This is a genomic window from Streptomyces sp. CA-278952, assembly GCF_028747205.1.
GTDB lineage: Bacteria > Actinomycetota > Actinomycetes > Streptomycetales > Streptomycetaceae > Streptomyces.
Genome location: NZ_CP112880.1, coordinates 2,455,126 through 2,481,441, shown reverse-complemented (window position 1 = coordinate 2,481,441; position 26,316 = coordinate 2,455,126). Strand labels below are relative to the sequence as shown.

General features: G+C 71.7%; 24 protein-coding genes and 1 riboswitch. Of the genes, 15 read left to right on the top strand and 9 right to left on the bottom strand.

What is annotated here, in order from left to right:
* Positions 1-102: 102 nt before the first annotated feature.
* Positions 103-741, top strand: a complete 639-nt coding sequence (gene def, locus N7925_RS10715) for a peptide deformylase (RefSeq protein WP_018959148.1) — start codon at positions 103-105, stop codon at positions 739-741.
* Positions 742-912: 171 nt separating this feature from the next.
* Entirely contained in the window at positions 913-1,650 is a 738-nt protein-coding gene (locus N7925_RS10710; RefSeq protein ID WP_265599434.1) for a D-Ala-D-Ala carboxypeptidase family metallohydrolase, read from the top strand.
* Between the two features lie 61 nt (positions 1,651-1,711).
* On the opposite strand, the gene N7925_RS10705 is transcribed toward N7925_RS10710, so the two are convergent.
* The gene (locus N7925_RS10705; RefSeq protein ID WP_265599433.1) at positions 1,712-2,692 is read right to left on the bottom strand and encodes a helix-turn-helix domain-containing protein; all 981 of its coding nucleotides are present in this window, start codon (positions 2,690-2,692) and stop codon (positions 1,712-1,714) included.
* An 81-nt stretch (positions 2,693-2,773) separates the two neighbouring features.
* Here N7925_RS10705 and N7925_RS10700 point away from each other — a divergent pair, with 81 nt between their 5' ends.
* Positions 2,774-2,989, top strand: coding sequence for a hypothetical protein (locus N7925_RS10700; protein WP_265599432.1), 216 nt, complete (start codon positions 2,774-2,776; stop codon positions 2,987-2,989).
* Here the strand turns inward: N7925_RS10700 and N7925_RS10695 are convergent.
* From N7925_RS10695 to N7925_RS10665, 7 genes are all read right to left on the bottom strand, one after another.
* Positions 2,986-4,002, bottom strand: coding sequence for a ribonucleotide-diphosphate reductase subunit beta (locus N7925_RS10695; protein WP_018959144.1), 1,017 nt, complete (start codon positions 4,000-4,002; stop codon positions 2,986-2,988). The genes N7925_RS10700 and N7925_RS10695 overlap by 4 nt on opposite strands.
* Positions 4,002-6,416: a ribonucleoside-diphosphate reductase subunit alpha gene (locus N7925_RS10690; protein ID WP_265599431.1), complete on the bottom strand. Its 2,415-nt coding sequence runs from the start codon at positions 6,414-6,416 to the stop codon at positions 4,002-4,004. The genes N7925_RS10695 and N7925_RS10690 overlap by 1 nt, the downstream gene beginning before the upstream one ends.
* A 136-nt stretch (positions 6,417-6,552) precedes the next feature.
* Positions 6,553-6,676: riboswitch (cobalamin riboswitch) on the bottom strand.
* Positions 6,677-6,740: 64 nt separating this feature from the next.
* A complete protein-coding gene (locus N7925_RS10685) occupies positions 6,741-7,250 on the bottom strand; it encodes a GNAT family N-acetyltransferase (protein ID WP_265599430.1) in 510 nt (169 codons plus the stop codon).
* 87 nt (positions 7,251-7,337) lie between these two features.
* Positions 7,338-8,015, bottom strand: coding sequence for a hypothetical protein (locus N7925_RS10680; protein WP_265599429.1), 678 nt, complete (start codon positions 8,013-8,015; stop codon positions 7,338-7,340).
* Between the two features lie 135 nt (positions 8,016-8,150).
* Positions 8,151-8,354, bottom strand: a complete 204-nt coding sequence (locus tag N7925_RS10675; protein WP_265599428.1) for a YbdD/YjiX family protein — start codon at positions 8,352-8,354, stop codon at positions 8,151-8,153.
* Positions 8,351-10,576 (bottom strand): carbon starvation CstA family protein, encoded by a 2,226-nt coding sequence (locus N7925_RS10670; protein WP_274343727.1) that lies wholly within the window; start codon positions 10,574-10,576, stop codon positions 8,351-8,353. Before N7925_RS10670 ends, N7925_RS10675 begins: the two co-directional genes overlap by 4 nt.
* 175 nt (positions 10,577-10,751) lie before the next feature.
* Positions 10,752-11,744 carry a helix-turn-helix transcriptional regulator gene (locus N7925_RS10665; RefSeq protein ID WP_265599426.1) on the bottom strand — a complete coding sequence of 331 codons (993 nt, stop codon included), beginning with the start codon at positions 11,742-11,744 and terminating at the stop codon, positions 10,752-10,754.
* A 479-nt stretch (positions 11,745-12,223) separates the two neighbouring features.
* Here N7925_RS10665 and N7925_RS10660 point away from each other — a divergent pair, with 479 nt between their 5' ends.
* Genes N7925_RS10660 through N7925_RS10610 form a run of 11 tightly spaced genes read left to right on the top strand, consistent with a single transcriptional unit; the run spans position 12,224 to position 23,797 of the window.
* Positions 12,224-12,634, top strand: a complete 411-nt coding sequence (locus N7925_RS10660; protein WP_265599425.1) for a hypothetical protein — start codon at positions 12,224-12,226, stop codon at positions 12,632-12,634.
* Entirely contained in the window at positions 12,631-13,632 is a 1,002-nt protein-coding gene (locus tag N7925_RS10655; RefSeq protein WP_274346433.1) for a glycosyltransferase family 2 protein, read from the top strand. The genes N7925_RS10660 and N7925_RS10655 overlap by 4 nt, the downstream gene beginning before the upstream one ends.
* Entirely contained in the window at positions 13,629-14,702 is a 1,074-nt protein-coding gene (locus N7925_RS10650; protein WP_274343726.1) for a lysylphosphatidylglycerol synthase domain-containing protein, read from the top strand. The genes N7925_RS10655 and N7925_RS10650 overlap by 4 nt, the downstream gene beginning before the upstream one ends.
* Positions 14,699-16,147 carry an aspartate aminotransferase family protein gene (locus N7925_RS10645; protein WP_265599423.1) on the top strand — a complete coding sequence of 483 codons (1,449 nt, stop codon included), beginning with the start codon at positions 14,699-14,701 and terminating at the stop codon, positions 16,145-16,147. The genes N7925_RS10650 and N7925_RS10645 overlap by 4 nt, the downstream gene beginning before the upstream one ends.
* Positions 16,135-17,181, top strand: coding sequence for an NAD-dependent epimerase/dehydratase family protein (locus tag N7925_RS10640; RefSeq protein ID WP_265599422.1), 1,047 nt, complete (start codon positions 16,135-16,137; stop codon positions 17,179-17,181). The genes N7925_RS10645 and N7925_RS10640 overlap by 13 nt, the downstream gene beginning before the upstream one ends.
* A 17-nt stretch (positions 17,182-17,198) precedes the next feature.
* A complete protein-coding gene (locus N7925_RS10635; protein WP_274343725.1) occupies positions 17,199-18,323 on the top strand; it encodes a UbiA prenyltransferase family protein in 1,125 nt (374 codons plus the stop codon).
* A 28-nt stretch (positions 18,324-18,351) separates the two neighbouring features.
* Positions 18,352-19,383, top strand: a complete 1,032-nt coding sequence (locus N7925_RS10630; RefSeq protein WP_274343724.1) for a glycosyltransferase family 2 protein — start codon at positions 18,352-18,354, stop codon at positions 19,381-19,383.
* Positions 19,380-20,528, top strand: coding sequence for an endonuclease/exonuclease/phosphatase family protein (locus tag N7925_RS10625; protein WP_274343723.1), 1,149 nt, complete (start codon positions 19,380-19,382; stop codon positions 20,526-20,528). Before N7925_RS10630 ends, N7925_RS10625 begins: the two co-directional genes overlap by 4 nt.
* Positions 20,525-21,682: a glycosyltransferase family 4 protein gene (locus tag N7925_RS10620; protein WP_274343722.1), complete on the top strand. Its 1,158-nt coding sequence runs from the start codon at positions 20,525-20,527 to the stop codon at positions 21,680-21,682. Before N7925_RS10625 ends, N7925_RS10620 begins: the two co-directional genes overlap by 4 nt.
* Entirely contained in the window at positions 21,679-22,830 is a 1,152-nt protein-coding gene (locus N7925_RS10615) for an endonuclease/exonuclease/phosphatase family protein (RefSeq protein ID WP_274343721.1), read from the top strand. Before N7925_RS10620 ends, N7925_RS10615 begins: the two co-directional genes overlap by 4 nt.
* A complete protein-coding gene (locus tag N7925_RS10610; protein WP_274343720.1) occupies positions 22,787-23,797 on the top strand; it encodes an aldo/keto reductase in 1,011 nt (336 codons plus the stop codon). Before N7925_RS10615 ends, N7925_RS10610 begins: the two co-directional genes overlap by 44 nt.
* A 91-nt stretch (positions 23,798-23,888) precedes the next feature.
* Here the strand turns inward: N7925_RS10610 and N7925_RS10605 are convergent, their stop codons facing one another.
* Positions 23,889-24,653, bottom strand: a complete 765-nt coding sequence (locus N7925_RS10605; protein ID WP_274346432.1) for a GntR family transcriptional regulator — start codon at positions 24,651-24,653, stop codon at positions 23,889-23,891.
* A gap of 279 nt (positions 24,654-24,932) precedes the next feature.
* Here N7925_RS10605 and N7925_RS10600 point away from each other — a divergent pair, with 279 nt between their 5' ends.
* Complete coding sequence (locus tag N7925_RS10600) at positions 24,933-26,231, top strand: sugar ABC transporter substrate-binding protein (RefSeq protein ID WP_265599415.1); 1,299 nt, start codon at positions 24,933-24,935, stop codon at positions 26,229-26,231.
* Positions 26,232-26,316 lie beyond the last annotated feature (85 nt).

Sequence of the window (26,316 nt, the reverse complement as noted above, 5' to 3'; positions counted from 1 at the left end):
GCTGTACGCGCACCGATCGCGGTGCTGTTCCTCCGAGCGCCCGGGTACCCGGGGCTCTCGGGTCACCGACTTTGAGGTTTTGCAGGAAGGCGTACGGCGGACATGTCGCAGCAGGAGACGGACGGGCGGATCGGAGTGGACGACGAGGGGTTCCTCGTCGACACGGAGGACTGCGAGGAGCGCGAGGCGGCCTACCGCGAGCGTGGCACCTCCCGTCCGATCACGGTCGTGGGCAACCCGGTGCTGCACAAGGAGTGCAAGGACGTCACCGCGTTCGACGACGAGCTGGCGCGGCTGATCGACGACATGTTCGCCAGCCAGAAGACGGCCGAGGGCGTCGGCCTGGCCGCCAACCAGATCGGCGTGGACCTGAAGGTCTTCGTCTACGACTGCCCCGACGACGACGGGGTGCGCCACACCGGCGTCATCTGCAACCCGGTCCTGGAGGAGCTGGCTCCCGAGGCGCGGGTGCTGGACGACTCCAACGAGGGCTGCCTCTCGGTCCCGACCGCGTACGCCTCGCTCGCCCGCCCGGACTACGCGGTGGTGCGCGGGCAGGACGCGCAGGGCAATCCGGTCAAGGTGCGGGGCAGCGGCTACTTCGCGCGGTGCCTCCAGCACGAGACGGACCACCTGTACGGCTACCTGTACATCGACCGGCTCTCCAAGCGGGAGCGCAAGGACGCGCTGCGGCAGATGGACGAGGGCACTCCGCGCTACGAGGTCGTCCCGAACGCCTGAGGACGGACGCCTCCGCAGGGACCCGTTACCGGTTCGCCGGTGCCGGGTCCCTGTCGGTTTCCGCTCCTCCCCTGGCAGATAACTGCAGTTTCCCCAGACGTAGTTGACGCGCGTAGCTGTCTGCGCCAGGCTCGCGTGCACATCGACCGTGACGTTCAGAGGGAGACCCCTGTGCTGAGACGCACCGCACGTGTTCTGCTCGGACTTGTCATGACCATTGCGTTCGCGCTGGGGGGTGCGGTGCTGACCGCCGGCACCGCCCAGGCCGACGGCTGCTACACCTGGAACCGCACCCTGAAGGCCGGGGCCACCGGCAACGATGTCACCCAGCTCCAGATCCGGGTGGCCGGCTACCCGGGCTACAACGCGGTGCTCGCCATCGACGGTTCCTACGGCCCCGCTACCACCGCCGCCGTCAAGCGGTTCCAGGCGGCCTACGGCCTGGCCGCCGACGGGATCGCCGGGCCGGCCACCCAGTCCAAGCTCTACGCGCTCCAGGACAACGACTGCACGCCGATCCACTTCACGTACCCCGAGCTCAACAAGTGCAACAGCACCTGGGCCGGCGGGAAGGTCGCGGCGGGCACGGCCAAGGCCAACGCGCTGAGCAGCATGTGGAAGCTGGAGGCACTGCGCCACGCGCTGGGCGACCAGTCCATCCGGGTCACCAGCGGCTTCCGCTCCGTCTCCTGCAACGCGGCCGTGGGCGGAGCCTCCAACAGCCGCCATATGTACGGCGACGCGGTCGACCTCGGCGCCTCCCCGCACTCGCTGTGCACGCTGGCCAAGCAGGCCCGCTACCACGGCTTCCGGGGCATCCTCGGCCCGGGTTACAGCGGCCACAACGACCACGTGCACGTCAACCAGGGCCCCAGCCGCTTCTGGTCGGCGCCCAGCTGCGGTATCTGACTCTCCCCGGGTCTCCTCGTGGGTCCGGGCCTCCCTCCAGGCCCCTCCGTGCCCGGTGCGCTCAGGCGACGTCGGGCACGGAGGCGGTCGCCGGACCCCGGAAGGTGCGGCGGTAGGCGTTCGGTGTCGTGCCCAGCGACCGCACGAACTGGTGTCGCAGGGTCGCCGCCGTACCGAAGCCCGTCTGCCCCGCGATCGTGTCGATCGTCAGCTCGGACGTCTCCAGCAGATGCTGGGCCAGCAGCACCCGCTGCCGCAGCAGCCACCGGTAGGGCGTGGTCCCGGTCTCCTGCTGGAACCGCCGGGCGAAGGTGCGCGGCGACATGTGCGCCAGCGCCGCCAGCTGCTCCACGCTCATCTCCTGGTCGAGGTGCTGCTCCATCCAGGCCAGGGTCGAGCCGACCGTGTCGCAGGAGCTCCGGGGCAGTGGGCGGCTGATGTACTGCGCCTGCCCGCCGTCCCGGTGCGGCGGCACCACCATGCGCCGGGCGAGGGTGTTGGCCGCCTCCTGGCCGTACTCCTGCCGGATCAGATGCAGACACGCGTCGATCCCGGCGGCGGTGCCCGCCGAACTGATCACCGCGCCCTCGTCCACGTACAGCACGTCCGGCTCGACGATCGCCTTCGGGAAGCGCCGCGACAGCTCCGCCGCGTGCCGCCAGTGCGTGGTGCAGCGGCGGCCGTCCAGCAGTCCGGCCGCGCCGAGGACGTACGCCCCCGAGCAGACGCTCAGCACCCGTGAGCCGCGCGCCACGGCCCGGCGCAGGGCGTCGAGCACCTCCTCGGGATACTCCCGCCGCACGAAGTGGCTGCCCGCCGGCACGGCGATGAGGTCGGCCTCCTCCAGCCGCTCCAGGCCGTGCGGCGTGGAGATGGTGAAGCCCGCGTGGGTGTTCAGGACCGGGCCCTCGGCGGAGACCACCGCGAAGTCGTGCACCGGCAGGCCTTCCTCGCTGCGGTCCAGGCCGAACACCTCGCACAGGACGCCGAGTTCGAAGGGATGGACCTCGTCGAGGAGGAGGGCGGCGACATTGGTCAGCATGGTGTGAGTGTGGCAGCTATTTGATGCCTCATGGCAGTCCTGCCACTGATGATTTTCGTTCCGGCGGTCCAGAGTAGAGGCATGAACACAATCCTGAACTACCTGGTCGTAGCCGTACTTTTCGCCCTCGTCCTGGCGCCCGTGGCCCTCGGCGTCGCCCGCGAACGCCGCATCGACCGCCAGCTGCGGGAGGCGGAACGCGGGCGGCGCGCGGCCGGACCCCCGGAAACGCAGAGCGCCGCGCGACCGGTGACGGCCGCGCGGCGCCCCTACCTCAGGAACTGGGCGAGGGTCTAGAAGTCGTCGTCGAACCCGACCGATCCCTCGACCGCCACCTGGTAGGCGGACGGGCGGCGCTCGAAGAAGTTCGTCAGCTCCTGGACGCCCTGGAGCTCCATGAAGGAGAACGGGTTCTCCGAGCCGTACACCGTCGGGAAGCCGAGGCGGGCGAGCCGCTGGTCGGCGACGCACTCCAGGTACTGGCGCATCGACTCGGTGTTCATGCCCGGCAGGCCCTCGCCGCACAGGTCGCGGCCGAACTGCAGCTCCGCCTCGACCGCTTCCCGCAGCATGTCGGTGACCTGCTGCTCCAGCGCGTCGTCGAAGAGCTCCGGCTCCTCCTTGCGGACGGTGTCCACGACCTCGAACGCGAAGTTCATGTGCATCGTCTCGTCACGGAACACCCAGTTGGTGCCCGTGGCGAGACCGTGCAGCAGACCCCGCGAGCGGAACCAGTACACGTACGCGAAAGCGCCGTAGAAGAACAGCCCCTCGATGCAGGCCGCGAAGCAGATCAGGTTCAGCAGGAAGCGGCGGCGGTCGGCCTTCGTCTCCAGCCGGTCGATCTTCTCGACCGAGTCCATCCACTTGAAGCAGAACTGCGCCTTCTCGCGGATCGAGGGGATCTCCTCGACCGCGTCGAACGCGGCCGCCCGGTCGTCCGGGTCGGGCAGATAGGTGTCCAGCAGCGTCAGATAGAACTGGACGTGCACGGCCTCCTCGAAGAGCTGCCGCGACAGGTACAGCCGCGCCTCGGGGGAGTTGATGTGCTTGTACAGCGTCAGCACGAGGTTGTTGGAGACGATCGAGTCACCGGTCGCGAAGAACGCCACCAGCCGGCCGATCATGTGCTGCTCACCCGGCGACAGCTTGGCGAGGTCGGAGACGTCCGAGTGGAGGTCGACCTCCTCCACGGTCCAGGTGTTCTTGATCGCGTCCCGGTAGCGCTCGTAGAAGTCCGGGTAGCGCATGGGACGCAGGGTCAGTTCGAAGCCCGGGTCGAGCAGGTTCTTGTGGTCGTTGGTGCTCATTACTGGCAGGCCTCGCAGGACTCGGGGTTTTCCAGGGAGCAGGCGAGGGCGTCCGCGTCGGGAGCCGACGCCTGCTGTACGGGGATCGGGGCGGCGGCCGACGCCTGGCCGGACGCGGCACGGGCGATCCGGGTCGCCGGGCGCGAACGCAGGTAGTACGTCGTCTTCAGCCCCTGCTTCCAGGCGTACGCGTACATCGAGGAGAGCTTGCCGATCGTCGGCGTCTCCAGGAACAGGTTGAGCGACTGGCTCTGGTCGAGGAACGGCGTACGGGCCGCCGCCATGTCGATCAGGCCGCGCTGGGGGATCTCCCACGCCGTGCGGTACAGCGCCCGCACATCCTCGGGGATCCAGCCGAAGCCCTGCACGGAGCCGCTCGCCTCGCGCAGCGCCTCGCGGGTGCGGGAGTCCCACACGCCGAGCTTCTTCAGCTCGTCCACCAGGTAGGCGTTGACCTGGAGGAACTCCCCGCTGAGCGTCTCGCGCTTGAACAGGTTGGAGACCTGCGGCTCGATGCACTCGTACACCCCGGCGATCGAGGCGATCGTGGCGGTCGGCGCGATGGCCAGCAGCAGCGAGTTGCGCATGCCGGTCTTCGCGATCCGGGCGCGCAGGGCGTCCCAGCGCTCCGGCCAGTTCAGCTCGGTGTCGTAGTGGTCGGGGTGCAGCACCCCGCGCGCCGCCCGGGTCTCGGACCAGGCGGGCAGCGGGCCCGACCGCTCCGCGAGGTCGCAGGACGCCTCGTACGCGGCGAGCATGATCCGCTCGGAGATCCTCGTGGAGAGCGCGCGGGCCTCGGGGGAGTCGAAGGGCAGCCGCAGCTGGAAGAAGACGTCCTGGAGGCCCATCGCGCCCAGGCCGACCGGCCGCCAGCGGGAGTTGGAGCGCCCGGCCTGCTCGGTCGGGTAGAAGTTGATGTCGACGACCCGGTCGAGGAAGGTCACGGCGGTCCGCACGGTGGCGTCCAGGCGGTCCCAGTCGATCGAGCCGTCCGCCACGAACGCGCCCAGGTTGACCGAGCCCAGGTTGCAGACGGCCGTCTCGCCGTCGTCCGTGACCTCGAGGATCTCCGTGCACAGGTTGGAGGAGTGCACAACCCGGCCCGGCTCGGCGGTCTGGTTCGCGGTCCGGTTGGAGGCGTCCTTGAACGTCATCCAGCCCTGGCCGGTCTGCGCGAGGGTCCGCATCATCCGGCCGTACAGCTCACGCGCCGGAATCGTCCTGCGGGCCAGGCCCTTGGCCTCGGCCGCCCGGTAGGCCGCGTCGAACGCGTCGCCCCACAGGTCGACCAGCTCGGGCACGTCGGCGGGGGAGAACAGCGACCACTCGGTGTCCGCGTCGACCCGGCGCATGAACTCGTCCGGGATCCAGTGCGCCAGGTTCAGGTTGTGCGTACGCCGCTGGTCCTCACCGGTGTTGTCGCGGAGCTCCAGGAACTCCTCGATGTCCGCGTGCCAGGTCTCGAGGTAGACCGCCGCCGCGCCCTTGCGCCGGCCGCCCTGGTTCACCGCCGCCACGGAGGCGTCCAGCGTCTTCAGGAACGGCACGATGCCGTTGGAGTGCCCGTTGGTGCCCCGGATCAGCGAACCCCGGGCGCGGATGCGGGAGTACGACAGACCGATGCCGCCCGCGTGCTTGGAGAGCCGCGCCACCTGGTGGTAGCGGTCGTAGATCGAGTCCAGCTCGTCCTTGGGCGAGTCCAGCAGGTAGCAGGAGGACATCTGCGGGTGGCGGGTGCCGGAGTTGAAGAGGGTGGGGGAGGAGGGGAGGTAGTCCAGCCGGCTCATCAGTCCGTAGAGCGCGGCGACCTCGTCCAGCGCCCGCACCGACTCGTCCTCGGCGAGCCCCGCGGCCACGCGCAGCATGAAGTGCTGCGGGGTCTCGATGACCTGCCGGGTGATCGGGTGGCGCAGCAGGTAGCGGCTGTGCAGCGTCCGCAGACCGAAGTAGCCGAAGCGGTCGTCCGCGCCGTCCGCCAGGGCCTGCTCGACGAGCTGGTCGAGGGCGGCCGAGTGGAGCGCGACGAACGCGGCGGTGCGCTCCGCGATCAGGCCCTCGCGGTGTCCCACGGCGACCGAGGCGGAGAAGGACGTCGCGCCCTGGCCCGCGGCCTCGTCCGCGATCGTGCGGGTCAGCAGCCGGGCTGCCAGCCGGGAGTACGCCGGGTCCTCGGAGATGAGCCCCGCGGCGGCCTCGGTGGCCAGCGAGCGCAGCTCGGCCTCGTCGGAGCGGGCGTTGCGTCCGCGCAGCGCGGCGGCGGCGACCCGTCCGGGGTCGGTGTCGGGAAGATCGACGGTGAGGTCGGTCAGGGTCCGCAGCAGAGCGGTCCCGGGTCCGTCGTTCGTGCCTGCTCCGGACGTGGTGGAGGCAGCGGATTCGGTAGCTGAAACCGGATCGGCGGGCGCGATGGTCACTGGGCTTTCCCTCGCTCGGCAGGGGCCGGCGGCAGGCGGGGAAGCCGGGCAGCGCGAAACCCGGGGCAGGGCAGCACAGCTGACGGCGTCCACCGGCCTATCCGCGAGACCCGGACGTCTGGCGTCCGGTTCGGTCGAGCCGGACGCGCTGTCGACAGGTCTTCGGACTTGCGGGTGTGCAAAAGCACACCGATCACACCGTTGCGGGACAGTTCCGGATTCGCACCGGATTCCCCTGCGGCGACAGCGAGGTCGAGCATACATGTGGGGGCCGCCGGATGAAGCGGCCCCCACATGTTGTGTCGCGACGATTCAGCGCGCCCCTCAGGAGGGCGCCTCCAGCTCCAGCCGGAAGGTCATGAGCCGTAGCCCCGGCACCGGTTCCCAGTCCCGTTCGGGGGTCCGTACGAAGCCGAGCCGACGGTAGATCCTATGGGCTCCGAGCATGGCCGGCTGCGTCGACAGCACCAGGGCCCGCACGCCGTCGGCGGACCGGGCGCGCTCGGCGCACGCCCGCACGAGAGCCTCTCCCACGCCCCGCCCACGCCCCTCGCGGGCCACCGCCAGCATCCGGAACTCGGCCTCGTCCGCGCCCGCGATGTCGCGCCACGGGGTGCCGGGTGCGGCATACGTCACGCCGCCGAGCACGGCCCCGTCCACGTCGAGCGCGACGAGGACCTCGGCCTCGGCCGCGCGCTGCTCCACCGCCCGCAGTCTGAGCAGATACGGGTCCTGCGGGCCGTCCAGCAGACCGTCGCCGAGATACGCCTCGGCGATGATCTCGCCGAGGACGGTGTACTCGCCGGGCTCCGCCGCCCTGATCGTCAGATCCATCAGCCATTCGCTCCCACGTCAGCTCCCGCGTCGGCCGCTCGTTCCCGCGTCGGCCGCTCGCTCCCGCGTCAGCCGCTCGCTCCCCTGTCAGCCGCTCGCTCCCACGTCGTTGTTGGGCGCGCCGTCGCCCACCGGCGGCAGGTCGCCGCGCTCGACCGGCTGCCGCCCCCCGGTCTCGTCGGCCGGCGGCAGCACCTGGTCCAGCTCGTGGTCGTCGGCGCGGTGGGCGGCCCGCGCCGCCGATCGCAGCGTCGCCCGGTCCACCTCCTCGGGCGCCCCGCTCACGGTGACCACGACTCCACCCCGTTCCCGTGCGTACGCGTGGCCCGACTCCGTGGCCCGGTACCACTGCTCGCCGTCCCGCTCGCACGTCACCAGCGGCTCCTGGCCGCCGGCGGGCGCGGGGTCCTTCGTACAGTCGGCCCCGGCGTGCACCCGGCGCTCCACCCGCAGCTGGATCTGCCCGCCGTCGGGCGCGGTGTAGACGCTGCCGAACCCGTCGTCGCCGATCACCCCGACCGACTGGCGGGCCAGGGTGAACCCCGGGACTTCGGTCACCCACACGTGCTCCGCCACGGTCTGCACGGCCAGCGCCCGCGCCTCCAGCTCCGCCCGGTCGGGCGCCGGCTCCGCCGATCCGCTCCGCGCCGCCCCCGCGTCGGGCGCCACCTCGGTGCCGCAGCCCGTCGCCGCCGCCAGGCTCAGGGCCAGCGCCAAGGTCGTGAGTACGGGACGGAGCCGGGGCGGCCGGGGATGCGATGTCATGGGCACATCCTTTCGTACGGCGAGGGCTCCGCGCACGGAGAATGCGACCGGCGACCGGGCCCGCGCGAGGGCGCGAAAAGAGGCCGCCGCGTCCCTGGCAGGGGTGCGGCGGCCCCGATCGGCCGGTGGTGGTGCTCAGCAGCAGCGGAAGCCCTCGCGGGGGTCCGCCTCGCGGGCGTCCATGCGGCTGCGTTCGAAGGCACGACGGGTCATCACCGGCGTGTCCGGATCGTGGGTCCTCGCGTGCGCCACATAGCGGTCGTACGTGGACTCGCCGGTCAGCTCACGGACGTACCAGCGGATCCGTCCGGCCACCCGTCGTACGTCCCCGACCGTCATGTCCGGCTCCCCGTCTCCGCCGCCTCCTTGCGGATGCCGCCCTCGGGGCCGACTCCGGCGGCGGCCAGTTCGGCCTTCTCCTCCTTGGTCGCGAAGAGCGAGGCCGGGGCGACGAGCCTGGACTCGACGTAGGGGGTTTCGTGGAGTTTGACGCTCTCCGGGTCGCGGATGGCCTTGTAGCAGACCCGCCCGGCGTCCACGAGCACCACGATGATGAGGAGCGCGAAGAGCGCGCTCAGCACCCCGTCGACGGTGGAGTTGGTGACGACGGTCCGCATGTCGTCCATGCTCTTCGCGGGGGCCAGCACCTCGCCCGCGTCGATGCCCGCCTGGTACTTGTCGCGCTGGGCGAAGAAGCCGATCTTGACGTCGTCGGAGAAGATCTTCTGCCAGCTCGCGGTGAGGGTGACCGCCACGTCCCAGGCGAGCGGGACCGCGGTGACCCACGCCCACTTCAGGCGGCCGGACTTGACGAGCAGGGTGGTGCAGACGGCCAGCGCGACGGCCGCCAGTAGCTGGTTGGCGATGCCGAAGAGCGGGAACAGCTGGTTGATGCCGCCCAGCGGGTCGTGCACGCCGACCCAGAGGAAGTAGCCCCAGCCGCCGACCACGACGGCGCTGGCGAACCAGACGCCCGGCTTCCAGCTGACCTCACGGAACGGCTTGTAGACGTTGCCCAGCATGTCCTGGAGCATGAAGCGCCCGACCCGGGTGCCGGCGTCCACGGTGGTGAGGATGAAGAGCGCCTCGAACATGATGGCGAAGTGGTACCAGAACGCCTTCAACGCGGTCCCGCCGACCACCGCGGAGAAGATCTCCGCCATGCCGAGCGCGAACGTGGGCGCGCCACCGGTCCGGGAGAGCAGACTCGCCTCCTCGACGTCCTTGGCGGCCTGGGCCAGGGCGTCCGGGGTGATGGTGAAGCCGAAGTTGGCCACGGCCTGGGAGGCGGACTGGACGCTGTCGCCGATCACGCCGGCGGGTGCGTTGATGGCGAAGTAGAGACCGGGGTCGATGATGCAGGCGGCGATCATCGCCATGATCGCCACGAACGACTCGACCAGCATGGCGCCGTAGCCGATCATCCGGATCTGCGTCTCCTTCTGGACCATCTTCGGCGTGGTGCCGGAGGCGACCAGGGAGTGGAAGCCGGAGAGCGCGCCGCAGGCGATGGTGATGAAGACGAAGGGGAACATCGAGCCGGCGAAGACCGGGCCCGAGCCACTGGTCGCGAAGTCGGTGACCGCGGGCATCTTCAGGGTCGGCAGGGCGACGACCACGCCCAGGGCCAGCAGCCCGATCGTGCCGACCTTCATGAAGGTGGAGAGGTAGTCGCGCGGGGCCAGCAGCAGCCAGACGGGAAGCACGGAGGCGAAGAACCCGTACACGATCATCCAGATGACCAGCGTGGCCGGCTCCAGCGTGAAGAAGTCCGCCCACGACGACTCGGCGACCCAGCCGCCCGCGACGATCGCGAGAAGCAGCAGCGCGACGCCGATGAAGGAGACCTCGCTGACCTTGCCGGGCCGCAGGGTGCGCAGATAGACGCCCATGAAGAGGGCGATCGGGATCGTCATGCCGATGGAGAAGACGCCCCACGGCGAGTGTGCGAGCGCGTTCACGATGACCAGCGCGAGGACCGCGAGCAGGATGATCATGATTATGAAGACCGCGACCAGGGCGGCGATCCCGCCGACCGGGCCGATCTCGTCGCGCGCCATCTGGCCGAGCGAACGGCCGTTGCGGCGGGTGGAGAAGAAGAGCGTCACCATGTCCTGGACGGCGCCGGCGAAGATGACGCCGACGACCAGCCAGATCGTGCCGGGCAGATAACCCATCTGCGCGGCGAGCACCGGGCCGACCAGGGGTCCGGCCCCGGCGATGGCGGCGAAGTGGTGACCGAACAGGACCCGGCGGTCGGTGGGGTGGAAATCGACGCCGTTGTCCAGCCGTTCGGCCGGGGTCGCGCGGTTCTTGTCGGCCTTCAGGACCCGGTTGGCGATGAACCGGGAGTAGAAGCGGTACGCGATGGCGTACGAGCCGAGGGCCGCTGCCAGCATCCAGGCGGCGGAGACCTCCTCACCCCGCGAGAGCGCGAGGGTGGCCCAGCCGGCGGCGCCGACCAGGGCGACCAGGCTCCAGACCACGACGGCCCTGGGGGAGATGCCCCGTTTCCCCGACACCTGCGGTGCCGATGGTGCTGGTGTGGGCGTTTTCGCCATGTGGTGACTCCGTCCCCTCGCTGATCACCGGTGCAATGGGCAGGAAATCTAGGGGACGCGTCCGCCCAGCGTCACCCCCCGTCCGCATTGCGGTCCGGCAACGGTGATGTATCGCACGGGGACACGGGCGCCGACGCGTTTCGGTTCACCCCGGATGCGCAGGCTTTCCGGCCGGTCAGATCCAGCCCCGGCGCGCTGCCTCCGCGCCCGCCTGGAACCTGCTGCGGGCCTGCATCCTGGCCGTCAGCTCCGCGTTCATCCGGCGCACCGTGCGCAGGGACACCCCCAGCCTGCGGGCGGCCGTCGCGTCCGTGTGCCCCTTCGCCAGCAGGGACAGCAACTCGTCCTCCTGCGGGGTCAGCCCGTTGCCGTCGCGGCGGGGAGCGGGGCCGAGCGGGGTCGCGGTGGCCCACAGCTGCTCGAACAGGAGCCGGGCCACCGCGACGGCCCCCTTGCTCCGCAACTCCAGCGCGCCCGCCCGGCCGTCGTCGGGGTCCAGCGGCACCAGGGCCACCTCCCCGTCGACCACGACCATGACCAGCGGCAGGGTGGGCAGCGTACGGCTCTCCGCGCCGAGCAGGCCCAGCCGGGTCACATAGCGCAGGGTCGAAGGATCGTTGCGGAAGCTGTCCTGATAGATGCTGCGGAGCCGCACGCCGCGCTCCAACGCCCGCCGGTCCAGCGGACCGCTGGCCTCCAGCGTGTCCGGGGACTGCGCGCCGCCGGGCAGCAGCGAGAGGCACTCCGTCCTGGCCAGCTCGGCCAGTTCGGTCAGCCGCTCACGTACCGCGTCGAGCCCCTCCAGCCGTTTGACGACGTCGAAGCCCCCGCCCGCCCGACGCCCCCGGTCCGTCGTGAGGGCCGACATCGCGTCCCGCGCGATCTCGAGCCCCCGTTGCTGCCGGGCCAGTTCGGCTTCCCGGCGGGAGAGGAGGAACGGCAGACTGGCGGCCGGGTCCAGTGCGCGGAAGACCGGCGGGCCCTGCTCCGTACCGCGAGGACCGTCATCCAGCAGGCACAGCTCGGCCAGTTGGTCGAGAGCCCGGCGCACATCGTCCTCGCTCCGCCCGAGCCGCGCCACGATCTCGTCCAGCCGCAGCTCCGGCTCCTCCAGAACGAGCCGGTACACCAGCTCCGTCCGTGCGTCCAGCCCCAGTACCTCTAACATCTCTGGCTCCCCCGCAGATGTCACGCCGTCCACGCACTCCCGCACGGGACGCCACTTCAGCACCGGGCGCGAGTGTAGGGCCGACGTGTTGTGAAGGTATAGACCAGGTCCACGGGATGGATGGGCTCCGAGAGGCCGCACGTGGCCGGAAAGGCCGAGGCGGGCGGCGGCCGGAACGGTCGCCGCCCGTGGAGCCAATGGCCGCAAGGTGCCTGGCAGTTGACTGCCACCACCGCATCGTCCCAGGCAGCGGGCCCCGTACGGCCGCCCGCGGAGCTGGCACCCTGCTGCCCCGCAACTCGCGGCCACCCGGAGACCGTGGCCTCCGGGGCGGCGATGGGGACAGGATCAGGCCGTCACAAGTCATCCACACACCGCTACATCTTCGAGGAGTTCCCGATGCGTGCGTTCCGTTCCCCGACCCGCCGCCCCTCGCCGGCCGCACTCGCCGCCACGGGCCGGGAGGGCTTCTCCTGGGGGTGACCCCGGGAGAACGGGACGCCCCCGTGTTCCTGGTGACCGCGCTCCTGGTGCGTGCCGAACCCCCGCACCCCGACCGGTGGACGGCACGGGACCTTGCCGGGCGGCTGCGCGCCCACCGCGTCGGGGCCTGCGTCCGCAGCGCCGGACCGCACCCCGGGGGCCCGGTCCATGTGTACGTCTCCGAGAGCCCGGACGGCTCGGTCCGCGCCGCGCTCTACATGGAGAGCCCCGACTCCGTGCATGCCGAACTGGCCGCGCTGGGCTTCCTCCTGACCCTCCTGAGCGCCGCGCGCCCCGCCTCCCTCGGCTGGCGGCCCGCGGCCCTGGGAGGTCCGGATCCGCACCGACTCCCCGAACCGAAAGGACCGGACCCGCCATGCCACGGGAGCGCCCCACCGTGTCAGTGATCATCCCCAACCACAACTACGAGAAGACCCTGCGGGCCTGCCTGGAATCCGTCTATGCCCAGACGCTGCGCCCTTGTGACGTGGTCGTCGTGGACGACGCCAGCACCGACCGCTCGCGCGACATCGCCCGCGAGTTCCCCTGTGTGCTCGTCGCCCGCCCGGACAACGCGGGGGTCTCCGCCGCCCGCAACCTCGGCGTCGCCGCCTCCGCCGGCCAGGTGCTGTTCTTCCTCGACTCCGACATCGCACTGGCCCCCGACGCGATCGAGAACGCCGTCGACCTGCTGATGGACGACCCGGAGACCGGCTGCGTCCACGGCGTCCTGGACCCCGAACCGCTCTTCGACGACGGCCCGGTGGAGGTCTACCACTGCCTGCACGCGCACTTCTGGCGACACCGCAGCGCCGGAGTCGTCGGCACCGCCTTCTTCGCGCTGGCCGCGATCGAGCGCCGCGTCTTCGAGGCGACCGGGCCCTTCGACGAGAACCTCCGCGACTCCGAGGACGTCGAGTACAGCGACCGCCTCGCCGCCACCCACCGTATCCGCCTCAGCGAGCGGGTGACCGGCCGCCACGACGACGTGGACCGGCTGCTGCCGATGCTCGCCGAGCAGTACCGCCGCTCCCAACTGCTCGTCCCCGTCGCCGCCGTCGAGCGCCGGCGCGGCGGTGGGCTGCGCGCCAACCGCACCGGCGGCGTCCTGGCCGCCGGTCTGGTCCCGCTCACCCTCCCGCTCGCGCTGCTCACCCCCTGGCTGCTCGCCGCGCCCCTGGCCTGCGCCGTGGCCTTCGCGCTGGCGGACATTGGGCTGTCGCGCTTCGTGGCCCGCCGCAAGGGGTGGCCCTTCCTGCTCCGCTTCACCGCGCTGCACTTCGCGGTGCACCTGGCGCTCGTCCTCGGCGCTGTGGTCGGCGGGCTGCGCTGGCTGGTCGACCCCCGCTTCGGCCCCTCCGTCCGGGGCCGCCGCGACCGGCCCGCCCCGGTGGCCGCTCCGTGAGCGCCGGAGTGGACCAGGGGCCCGGGGTCGCCGGGGCGGGGGCGCCCGAGGCCGGGCCCGGGACGCCAGAGGCCGGGCCACCCGAGGCCGGAGCGGAGGTGCCCGAAGCCGCGGCCCGTCCCTCCCGCCGCGCCCGGCTGCTGCGTACGGCCGCCGCCCTCGTGCTCATCGCGGCGACCTGCTTCGCCGTGGGCGGTTCGCTGCGCGGCGCCGGTACGGAGATGGCCGAGGCCGCAGGCCGGCCCGGGGGAGTGCTGCTGCTCGCCGCCGCCCTCCTCGCCAACGCGGCCGGGCTCGTCCTGTCGATGCTGTCCTGGCGGGTCCTCGTCGTGGACGGCGGCTCCACGGCCCGTACCAGCGACACCGCCCGGATCTTCTTCATCGGCGTCATCAGTAAATTCGTCCCCGGCCGCATCTGGGGCGTCCTCGCCCACATCCAGCTCGGCAAGGCCCTCGGCATCGCCCCCGAGCGGATGATCGCCGCCTTCGGCCTCGGCCTCGTCATCGGGATGACCACCGGGGCCGCCGCCGGACTCCTCGTCGCACCGGCCGTGTTCGGCACGGGCGCCTGGGTCTTCGCGCCGCTCGTCCTGCTCGCCGCCGCCGCCGTGGCTCGGCCCGGCTGGGTGGGCCGCCTCGTCGCGTGGACGATGCGGCTGGCCCGCCGCCCGGACGGAGCCGCCGAGGGCTCGCCCCGGGCCCTGCGGCTCTCCATCGGCTGGGCCTGCGCCTCCTGGGCCGTCTCCGGACTCCACCTGTGGGCGATCGTCGTGCTCCTCGGCGCCCCGCCGCTGCTCTCCCTGCCGGTCTGCGTCGGCGGCTTCGCCCTGGCGACCGTCGCCGGAAGCCTCGCCTTCGTCCTGCCCGACGGCTGGGGCGCCCGCGAACTCGTCCTCCTCGCGCCCCTCGGCGCGGTCATGCCGCTGTCCGCCGCCACCGCGGCCGTCATCGCCAGCCGGCTGGTCTGCGTGCTCAGCGAGGTGGCCGCCACCGGCGCCGCACTCGCGTGGGCCCGCGCCGCCGGACCCCTGCCCACCCCCCGACCCGCGCTCCAGGAAGGAGCCGCATGACCTCCGACGCCACCCCCCTGCTCACCGTGGACGACTGCGAACAACTGTCGACGAGCCAGGTGCACGAGCTGTACCGCTCCCACGTCAACAAGAGCCAGGTCTCCCTGATGACCTCCTTCGGCTTCGGCCGGGAACTCGTCGACCACGCCGAGGGATCCTGGATCCACACCCGCGACGGCCGCCGCATCCTCGACTTCACCGGCGGCGTCGGCGTCCTCAACCACGGCCACAACCACCCGCGGATCCTCGCCGCCCGCCGCCGCTTCCAGGAACAGCGCCGGATGGAGGTCCACAAGACCTACTTCTCGCCCTACATCGCCGCCCTCGGCCACAACCTCGCCCAGCTCCTCCCCGGCGACCTGAACCTCTCGTTCTTCCCCAACTCGGGGGCCGAGGCCGTCGAGGGCGCGGTGAAACTCGCGTACAAGTACCACGGCGGCCGCCGGCAGCAGATCCTGCACGCCGACATCAGCTTCCACGGCAAGCTGCTGGGCTCCGGCAGCCTCACCGGCAGCGCCCAGAACAGCTTCGCCTTCCCCGGCATACCCGGCGTCTCCGCCTTCCGCTACGGCGACCTCGACTCCGTACGGGAAGCGGTCGCCGCAGCCCGGGACGCCAAGGGCCGCTGCGACGTCTACGCACTCCTCATCGAACCCTTCTCCGCCTCCACGATGACGGAGTGCTCCGAGGAATTCCTGCGTGGCGTCAGGGAGTTGTGCACCGAGGAGAAGATCGTGCTGATCTTCGACGAGATCTACACCGGCTGGGGCAAGACGGGCAGCCTCTTCCACTTCATGCGCTACCCCGGGCTCGTGCCGGACGTGGTGACCACCTCGAAGTCCTTCGGCGGCGGCAAGTCCTCCGTCTCCGCCTTCGTCGCCCGCGAACCCGTCTTCCGCAAGGCCTACGACAGCCTCGGCGACGCCATGCTCCAGTCCACCAGCACCACCTACTACGGCTTCGGCGAGGAGACCGCCACCGCGCTGGAAGCCGTCAACATCGCCGTCGAGGACGACTACCCGGCCCGCGCCCGGGCCATCGAACGCGTCCTCGCCCCGGGCCTGGAGCGGCTGCGCAAGCAGTACCCCGACATCATCGCGGACGTCCGGGGCGCCGGAGCGCTGTACGGGATCTTCCTCGACGGCGGCCCCCGCCTCCTGGACCTCGCCGCGAAGATCGCCCCCGGCGGACTGGCCCGCGACCCGCTGCTGCGCACCAAGGTCATCACCTGCGCGGTCGTCAACGCGATGTACCACGACCACGACGTGTACATGTACTACACGCTCAACGGCCGCAGCCCCCTGGTGGCCGCGCCCTGCCTGGTCGCCGGAGCCGACGAGGTGGAGATCTTCCTCGACGCCTTCGACAAGACCCTGGCCAAGGGCATGAACCGGCTGCTCACCGCCTTCCTCAAGGACAAGGCGGTGTCGCGATGGGCGGCCTGACCATCGCCGTCACCGGAGCCGCCGGCATGCTCGGCTCCCACCTGGTGGCCCGGCTCGCCGCCGACGGCCACGACGTCGTCGGCGTCGACCTGCGAGACGACCCCCGCCCGCCCGCCGGCGCCCGCCACATCGTCGCCGACATCCGCGACGCGGCGGCGCTCGCCCGCGCCTTCGACGGGGCTCACGCGCTGGTGCACTGCGCCGCCGCCCTGCCCAGCTACCCCGTCGACCAGATCCGCTCCATCACCGTCGACGGCACCCGCACCGTCCTGACCGCCGCGCACCGGGCCCGGATCGACCGGGTCGTGCACATCTCCTCCACCGCCGTCTACGGGCTCCCCAAACAGGTCCCCACCCCGGAGGAGCACCCCCGCGAGCCCGTCGACCCGTACAGCAGGGCCAAGGCCGAGGCGGAGGAGGTCTGCGAGGAGTTCCGGGCGCGCGGGATGTGCCTGCCGGTGCTGCGCCCCAAGACCTTCCTCGGGCCCGGCCGCATGGGCCTCTTCTCGATGCTCTTCGAATGGGCCGAGGAGCGCCGCAACTTCCCGGTCCTCGGCCGGGGCGACGTCCGCATCCAGATGTTCGGCATGGCCGACCTCGTCGACGCCGTGGTGCTCGCCCTGAACGCCCCGCCCGAGATCGCGAACGACGTCTACAACCTGGGCGCCGCCGAATTCGGCACCCTGCGCGAGGACTTCCAGGCCGTGCTGGACGCGGCCGGGCACGGCAAACGCGTGGTCCCGCTGCCGGCAGCACCGGCACTCGCGGTCCTGCGCCTGCTGGAGCGCACCAAGCTCTCCCCGGTCTACGGGCGGCTGCTCTTCAAGCTCCTCGACGACAGTTACGTGGACATCGGCCGGGCCACCGAACGGCTCGGCTTCCGTCCCGCGCTCTCCAACCAGGACGCCATCCTCGGCACGTACGCGTGGTGGCGCACCCAGCGGGGGGCCGGTACACCCGCTCCCGGAGCCGGCCGGACCAGCCGGGACCCGTGGCGCCAAGGGGCGCTCGGCCTGGCCAAGGTCTTCTTCTGATCCCCTGGAGCCCTGCCGTGGACATCACCCGGTCCTCACCCGCGCCCGTGCGCGTGGTGGCAGTCCCGCCCGAGCCCGAACCCGCCGACCTCACCGCCCTGCCCGAACCCATCGCCGTAGAACCGCTTCAGCCGCTTGAGCCGCTACCGACCGTGACCGCGACCACGAGCGCGAGCGCGATCATCACGACCACGACCACGACCACGAGCGCGACGACGACCACGACCACGAGCGCGACCGACGTACGGGGCCGTCGCCGCCGCAACCGCCCCCGCGACCTCCTCGCCCTCCTGCGCCCCGGCCAGTGGGTGAAGAACCTGGCCGTCGTCCCGCTGGCCCTGCTCGACACCCACCCCTGGGGGACCGCCGCCTTCCTGCGCACCGGCTGGGCCGTCCTCGGCTTCACCCTCGCCTCCGCGCTCGTCTACGTCGTCAACGACCTCGCCGACCGGGAGCGGGACCGGCTGCACCCGGTCAAACGCCACCGCCCGATCGCCTCCGGCCAGGTGTCCACCGCCGCCGCCGGAGCGCTGACCGGCGTCCTGGCCCTGTCGCTGACCGGCTGGGCGGTGGCCGGGCCCGCCTGGCTGTGGTGGCCCACCGCCCTCTACCTGGCGCTGAGCCTCGCCTACTCCCAGGGGCTCAAACACGTACCGCTGGTGGACGCGTTCATCGTGGCGACCGGCTTCGTGCTGCGGCTCGTCCAGGGGTCGCTGCTCGTCGGCGCCCGGATGTCCGAATGGCTGGCGCTGTGCGTCTTCTCGCTCTGCCTGATGCTGGCGCTCGGCAAACGCCGGCACGAGATGACGGCGGCGGGCCGCGCCCACCGCCCCGCCCTGCGCGGCTACACGCTCGCCTTCCTCGACCACCTCGTCGTCCTGGTCGCCGTGCTGACCGCCGTCAGTTACGTGCTCTACCTGCGCGACGACGCGGCCCTCGCCGCCGGGGCCTCCCTCGTCACCCTGCTCTCCGCCCCCTGCGCCGTCTTCGGCCTCGCCCGCTACCTCCAGCTCCTCCTCGTCGAGGAGGGCGGCGGCAACCCCGTCCACGTCCTCTTCCGGGACCGCGCCACGCTCGTCAACGCGGCGCTGTGGGCGGTGCTCGTCGCCCTCGCCCTCCTCCTCCCGCAAGCGTCCGCATGACCCACCGACCGCCCGAAGGCGCCGCCCCATGAACCGGAAGCAACCGCTCGTCTCCGTCGTCGTCCCCAACTACAACTACGGCCGCGCGCTGGAACTCTGCCTGCGCGCCGCGCTCGCCCAGACCTACGAACCGCTGGAGGTGCTGCTGATCGACGACTGCTCCACCGACGACTCGGTCGCCGTCGCCGAGGCCTGCGGCGTCCGGGTGATCAGCACCGGCGTCAACAGCGGAGTGGCCACCACCCGCAACACCGGGGCGGCCCACGCCCGGGGCGAGATCATCGTGTTCGTCGACTCCGACGTGGCGATGGAGCCGGACGCCATCGCGAACGCCGTCGCCCTGCTCGACTCCGACCCCCGCATCGGCGCGGTCTGCGGCACCTACGACGCCGAACCCCTCATCCGGGACAGCCTGATCGAGGAGTACCGCTGCCTCCACCAGTTCTACTGGCTCGCCGAGACCGAGGGCCGCATCGGCACCCTGCACACCGCGATCTGCGCCATGCCCGCCCGGGTCTTCGCCGAGATCGGCCCCTTCAACCCCCGGCTGCGGCACACCGAGGACGGTGACTACGCCGCCCGGATCTGCCGGAGTTACGAGGTCCACAGCTCCACCACCGTGCGCGGGCGGCACGACCACGACGACACCTGGCGCGTCGTGCTGCGCAAGGTCTTCCACCGCACCCGGCTGCACATCCCGCTGTACGTCCGCCGCGGCGACCTTCCCGGCGGCATCGCCACCGGACCGCGCGCGTCAGCCAGCGTCGCGGCCCTGCTCGCCCTGCTGACCCTGCCGCTCGGCCTGATCGCCCTGCCCTGGCTGCTCGCCCCCGCCGCCCTGCTGGCCTTCACCCTGCTGGCGGACACCGCCCTCCACCGCTTCGTCCTGCACCGCCGGGGCCCCCTGTTCGCCGCCTACTTCGCCTGCACGCACACCGTGGTCAACGCGGTCATCGCGGCGGGCGCGGGTATCGGCGTCCTCCAGTGGCTGACCTCCCGCCGCTTCCGCCGGCTGTACGAGCCGGGGGAGCACCTCGCGCCGGTGCGGGCCGCCACATGACCGGGACCCTCACTCCGGGACCGGTGGCAGATCCGGCCGCGCCGCCCGAGCCCGCAGGGCCGCCCCGCCGCTGGCCCGGCCGGCTGCTGCTCGCCGTCGCCGTCCTGTGGGCCCTGTTCGTCGCCGCCCGCGCCCTCCTCAGCGGCCGGTGGTGGGCGTGGAACGGTCTCGGCCTCGCCCCGCCCGTCCTCCATCTGCTGGTCCCGCTCGCCCTGCTGATCCCGGCCGCCCTGATCCGGCACGGCAGGCGGGCCGCGGTGAGCGTCGTCCTGCTCTCGTTGCTCCTCGGCTCCTGGCAGACCGGGCTGCATCCCGGGGCGCTCCTGCGCGGGCAGCCCGCCGTCCCCCCGGACGCCCTGAGGGTGGTCAGCTGGAACACCTTCTTCTGGGACCAGGACAGCGACACCGACGCGTTCTACGCGTACCTCAAGTCCCGCTCCGCCGACGTCTACCTCCTCCAGGAGTACCAGAACGCCCGGGGCGACGAACCCGCGCCGATCGACGACCTGGCCAGGCTCCGTAAGGAGTTCCCCGGCTTCCACATCGCCACCGAGGGCGAGTTCCTCACCCTGTCCCGCTTCCCGATCACCTCGGCGCGGGCCCTGCGCCCGGACGGGCTCGCCCCGCCCGACACCTCCTGGGCCGACTACTGGAACGTCCGCGTCCTGCGCACCGACATCGACGTCGACGGCCGGACCCTGTCCCTCTACAACACCCATCTGCCCGATCTGCTGAACGTCGACCGCAACCCGCTGACCCCCGCCTACCACCGCTCCGTACGACAGCTCTCGGAGCGCCGCGAGAGGCACTTCGAGGCGCTGCGCGAGGACCTCGACGCCAACGGCCACCCGGTGGTGCTCGCCGGGGACCTCAACGTGCTGCCGGGCACCGGGGACCTGCGCTGGTTCGACGGGCTGCGGGACGCCGCCGACGCGGGGGACTCGGTCTACCCGGCGACCTTCCCGGTGAGCGGCCCGGCGCTCTGGCGGCTCGACTGGGCGTTCGTCTCGCCCCGGATCGACCTGCACCGGCAGTCCGTCCAGGACCCGCCCGCCGCCCTCTCCACCCACCGGCTGATCGATCTCCGCCTCTCCCTGCCCGCCCCCGGGGCCTCCGCCCCGGCCACCGAGAAGGACCGGTCATGACCCGGCGCTCCGCGCGCTCGCCCCGCTTCGACGCGACGATCGTGCTCACCTACTACCTCCCGTACACCAGCGGGCTCACCGAAGTGGCCCGCACGGTCGCCGAGGGGCTGGCCGCGCGGGGCCGCCGGGTCGCCGTCGTCGCCTGCCGGCACGATCCGGACCGCCCCGCGCGGGAGACCGTGAACGGCGTCGAGGTGTTCCGCGCCCCGGTCGCCGCCCGGCTCGGGCGCGGGGTGATCAGCCCCGGGTTCGCCCCGCTCGCCGGGCGGATCGCCCGCGCCTCCCGGGTCGTCAACATCCACCTGCCGATGCTGGAGGCGGGGCTCGTCGCCCGCCTCGCCGGGGACACCCCGGTGGTCGCCACCCACCACGACGACGTCTGGCTCGCCGGGGGCGCTCTCGCCCCGCTCCAGGTGAAGGTGGTCGACGCCTCGGTGGCCGGGGCGCTGCGCCGCTCGGCCGCCGTGGTCGTCAACAACGTGGACCACGCGGAGCATTCGCGCCACTGGCCCCTGATGCGCGGGCGCCGGCTGCTGGCCATCGCCCCGCCCTGCCGTGAACGCGAGCCCGCCCCGGCCGCCTTCCGCGAGACGGCGGGCCCGCACTTCGGCTTCCTCGGCCGGATCGCCCCGGAGAAGGGGCTGCACCACCTGGTCGACGCGTTCCGGACGATCCCGGACCCCGAGGCCCGGCTGCTGATCGCCGGCGACTACTCCAAGGTCGCGGGCGGCAGCGTCGTCGGGGCCCTGCGCGCACGGGCCGGCGACGACACCCGTATCCGGTTCACCGGCTTCCTCGCCGACGACCGGGTGGCGGGCTTCTACGCCTCGCTGGACGCCTTCGCCCTGCCGTCCGTCGCCGAGGAGTCCTTCGGCATCTCCCAGGCCGAGGCGATGATGCTCGGCGTCCCCTCCGTCGCGAGCGACGCGCCGGGCATGCGCGTGCCGGTGTCGGAGACCGGTTTCGGCCGCCTCTTCCCGCCCGGCGACGCCCGCGCCCTGGCCGGGGCCCTCCTGGAGGTGGCCGCCTACGCCCCGGAGCGCCGAGCCGAGGGAGGCCGTGACGCCCGCGCCCGGTACGGGACCGACAGCTGCCTGGACGCCTACGACGCGCTGTTCCAGGAGGCCGGGGCCGTACAGGGAGCCCCCGCGTGAGAACGGCCGGCGTCCTGGCGGCGGACGGCGGGGCGAACGCCGCCTGGCCGGGCGGCGGATGGGTGGTGTGGGCGGCCGGTGCCTGGGCGGTCTTCCTGGCCGCGCACCTCGTCCTCAACGGCCGCTGGTGGTTCTGGCTGCTGCCCTCGCTGCTGCCGCCGCCCGTGTTCGTCGCCCTGCCCGGCCTGCTCCTGCCGCTCTCCTGGGCGACGGAGGACCTCACGGCCGCCGTAGTGGCGGGCGCGGCCCTGGCGCTCGGGGCCCGGCAGTCCGGCCTCGTGCCGGGCGCGCTCGTACGGGGGAAGCGCCGCCCGCCACCGCCGCCGGACGGGGCGGTGCGCGTCGTGTCCTGGAACACCCAGCACTGGTGCCAGTCCACCGACCCGGAACCCTTCTACGCCTTTCTGCGCGGGCTCGACGCCGACGTCTACCTCCTCCAGGAGTACCACCACGACGAGTTCGACGGCACGTACCGCCTGATCGACGACGAGCGGCGGCTGCGCGAGACCTTCCCCGGCCACCGGGCCGTCATCGCCCGCGGTCTGATCACCCTGTCCCGGCTGCCGGTCGCCGCGACCGTCGAGACGGCCGCCCGGCGGACCCTGCGGGTGGACCTGGAGATGCCGGGTGACGGTCGGATTCTCGCCACCTTCAACGTCCACATCCCGGTACAGCTGCGACTCATCAGCCCGTTGCGCACAGACTTCTACCGCGCGGTCCGCTCCCGGGCCGCCGACCGGGCACGGGAGTACCGGGGGCTCGTCGGGGACGTCGCCGGCTGCCCCCATCCGGCCCTGATCGCGGGGGACTTCAACACCACCGCCGCGATCGGGGACGCCCGCCGCATCGCCCGGCTGGGCTCCGACGCGGTCGCCCTGTCCGGACGCCTCTGCCCCACCTCGTGGCAGGCCCGTCCGGGCCTGCGCTGGTGGCGGCTGGACTGGGTGCTCACCACCCCGGGCGCCCGGGTCCACCGCTACCGCTTCCGCGATCCGCGCGGCCTGTCCGACCACAGCGTCCAGGAGGTGTCCGTCTCGCTCGCCGAACCGGGCCACCGGACGCTCGCCGACCACCGATCCCGCCACCACGACGAAGGAACTCACCATGCGTTACCGCTACCTGGGAAAGACCGGCCTGCGGGTCAGTGAACTCTGCCTCGGCGCCATGACGTTCGGCCGTGAGGCCGACGAGACCACCAGCCACGCCCTGCTGGACCGCTTCACCGAGGCGGGCGGCACTTTCGTGGACACCGCCGACATCTACTCCGCCGGGGCCTCCGAGGAGATCCTCGGCCGCTGGCTGAAGAGACAGCGCCGCGACGACGTGGTGATCGCCACCAAGGTGCGGTACGGCACGGGGGAGGGCCCCAACGACCGCGGCCTGGGCCGCAGCCACCTGATCGCCGGGGTCGAGTCGAGCCTGCGCCGGCTGGGCACCGACCACATCGACCTCTACCAGGTGCACGCCTGGGACCCGGGCACCCCGCTGGAGGAGACCCTCGCCACCCTGGACGCGCTGGTCACCTCCGGAAAGGTGCGCTACATCGGGGCCAGCAACTTCTCCGGCTGGCAGCTCCAGAAGGCGGTCGACCTGAGCCGGGGACACGGCTGGGAGCCCTTCACGGCCCTCCAGCCGCTCTACAACCTGCTGGACCGTTCCGCCGAGTGGGAGCTGATGGAGGTCAGCCGCAACGAGGGCCTGGGCGTCATCCCCTGGAGCCCGCTGCGCGGCGGCTGGCTGAGCGGCGCGATCCGGCGCGGTGCGGAGCGGCCGCCCGCGGGCACCCGGGTGGAGACCGCCGAGCGGCTCGGCTGGGGCGAGTCGTGGAGCGCCTACGAGGGGGACGAGCGCACCTGGCGGGTGCTGGACGCCCTGCACGAGGTCGCCGGACGCACGGGCCTCGCGGTGCCGGTGCTGGCCCTCGCCTGGCTGCTCGGCCGGCCCGGGGTCACCGCCCCCATCGTGGGCGCCCGCACCCTTGAGCAGCTGGAGACCAACCTGGGCGCGGCGGACCTGGACCTCGACCCGGCCGACGCCGCCCTGCTGACCGCGGCGAGCGACCAGACGCTCCCATACCCGTACAGCGTCATCGAGACCGACCCCGAGCTGCGCTGACGCACCCCGCGTGACCGAAAACGGGCGGTGGCCCGGGGAGTTCGTCCCCGGGCCACCGCCCTGTGCGTACCGCGCCGTGCCGTGGTGGTGCTCAGTCCGTCGGCCGCTTCAGGCGGGCCACGAACTTGTAGCGGTCGCCCCGGTACACCGAGCGCACCCACTCCACCGGTTCCCCCTGGCCGTCCACCGAATGGCGGGACAGCATGAGCATCGGCAGCCCCACGTCGGTGCCCAGCAGCCCCGCCTCGCGCGGGGTGGCGAGCGAGGTCTCGATGGTCTCCTCCGCCTCGGCGAGGCGCACGTCGTACACCTCGGCGAGCGCGGTGTAGAGCGAGGTGTACTTGACCAGCGAACGGCGCAGCGCCGGGAAGCGTTTGGCCGAAAGGTGCGTGGTCTCGATCGCCATCGGCTCCCCGCTGGCGAGCCGCAGCCGCTCGATGCGCAGCACCCGGCCGCCCGTCGAGATGTCCAGCAGACCGGCGAGCGTGTCGTCCGCCGTCACATAGCCGATGTCCAGCAGTTGGGACGTCGGCTCCAGTCCCTGGGCGCGCATGTCCTCGGTGTACGAGGTGAGCTGGAGGGCCTGGGAGACCTTCGGCTTGGCTACGAAGGTCCCCTTGCCCTGGATGCGTTCCAGCCGGCCCTCGACGACCAGCTCCTGGAGCGCCTGGCGCACGGTGGTGCGCGAGGTGTCGAACTCGGCGGCCAGGGTGCGTTCGGGCGGCACCGGGGTGCCGGGCGGCAGGGTGTCCGTCATGTCGAGGAGATGCCGCTTGAGCCGGTAGTACTTCGGTACGCGCGCTGTGCGCGTACCTGCACCGGTCTCGCTCCCCGTACTGCCCCCGTCGGAGCCCATGGCCCGCCTTCCCGACTGCTGCGTTGCTGCCGTCACCGGCTCCTCCGTCTGTCGCGGCTCACATGGTGGCACGGTCCGGTCACGGGTCGTCGCCCTCCCTTAGGTGTCGGTCCTATAACGGACGCGAGTGCACTTCTTATACACCCTTGACACCCCTAAAGGTCTAGGCCAAGCTCCCGGTACTGGTCTAAACCATTAAAGACCAGGTCCAGCCCCAGCAGAACTCGTCGAATGTCTTCGCGGTGGGTGGGGTTGCAGCATCCCTGAGGAGGGTTTGACGTGAAGCGCAAGCTCATCGCGGCTATCGGTGTCGCGGGCATGTTGGTTTCGGTCGCGGCGTGTGGATCGGACGACTCGAAGTCGTCCGCAGCCCCGAAGGACCGCAAGGAAACCCTGACCGTCTGGCTCATGGGCGAGGCCCAGTCCACCTGGCCGGAGTTGGTCAAGGACGTCAACGCCGAGTTCAACAAGAAGTACCCGGGCGTCACGGTCAAGGTTCAGTACCAGCAGTGGGCCGACAAGGTCAAGAAGCTGGACACCTCCCTCGGTGGAGATAAATTCCCGGATGTCGTGGAACTCGGCAATACCGAGACCATGCAGTACATCCTCAATGGTGCGCTCGGAGAAATCGACCCCAAGAAGTACGAGAATTCGGACACCTGGATCAAGGGTCTGAAGGACACGTGCTCCTTCGAGGGCAAGACGTACTGCGTTCCTTACTACGCGAGCGCCCGTCTGGCCGTGTACAACAAGGACATGCTGAAGGCCGGCACCGGCAGCGACGCCCTCCCGCAGACCGAGACCGAGTTCCTCGCCGCGATGGACAAGGTCTCCGCCGAGCTGGGCAAGAAGGACAAGCGCGCCTCCTCCCTCTACTTCCCGGGCCGCTACTGGTACGCCGCGATGTCCTACGTCGCCGCCTTCGGTGGCCAGATAGCCGAGTACGACGAGGGCAGCAAGGAGTGGAAGGCCGCGCTCTCCACCCCGGAGGCCCAGAAGGGCATCCAGCACTACGTCGACCTGGTCAAGAAGTACAACAAGGCCGACGTGACGAAGGACGAGCAGGACCACGCCAACGTCATGGCCAACGAGAAGGCCGCGGTCATCTACGGCCAGGCCTGGGAGGCCGGCAGCGTCACCACGGGCGAGAACGGCAACCCGAAGCTCGAGGGCAAGATCGCCACGGCCGGTATGCCCGGCCCCGAGGGCAAGGCCCTCCCGTCCTTCATCGGCGGCTCGGACCTCGCCACGATCTCCAAGTCCAAGGTCCAGGACCTCGGCGAGGAGTGGATCTCCCTCTTCACCAACGCGAAGTCCATGGAGGTCCTCGCGTCGAAGAACATCCTTCCCAACAACGAGAAGCAGCTCGAGCCGCTGAAGGCGAAGCCGGAGACCGCCGCCATCGCCAACGCGGTGCCGGACGCCTGGTTCACGCCGATCGCGCCGGGCTGGGCCTCCGTGGAGAAGGAGGAGATCCTCCAGAACATGCTCCTGGAGATCGTCAAGGGCGCCTCCGTCGCCGACGCCACCAAGAAGGCCGACGAGAAGATCGACGCGCTGATCAACAAGGAAGCCTGACCTTCCGATCGCCAGGCAGGGGCCCGGCGCCAGCGCCGGGCCCCCGCTCCTTTCCCGCAAGTGAACGCCGTGAATTCCGGGGCCC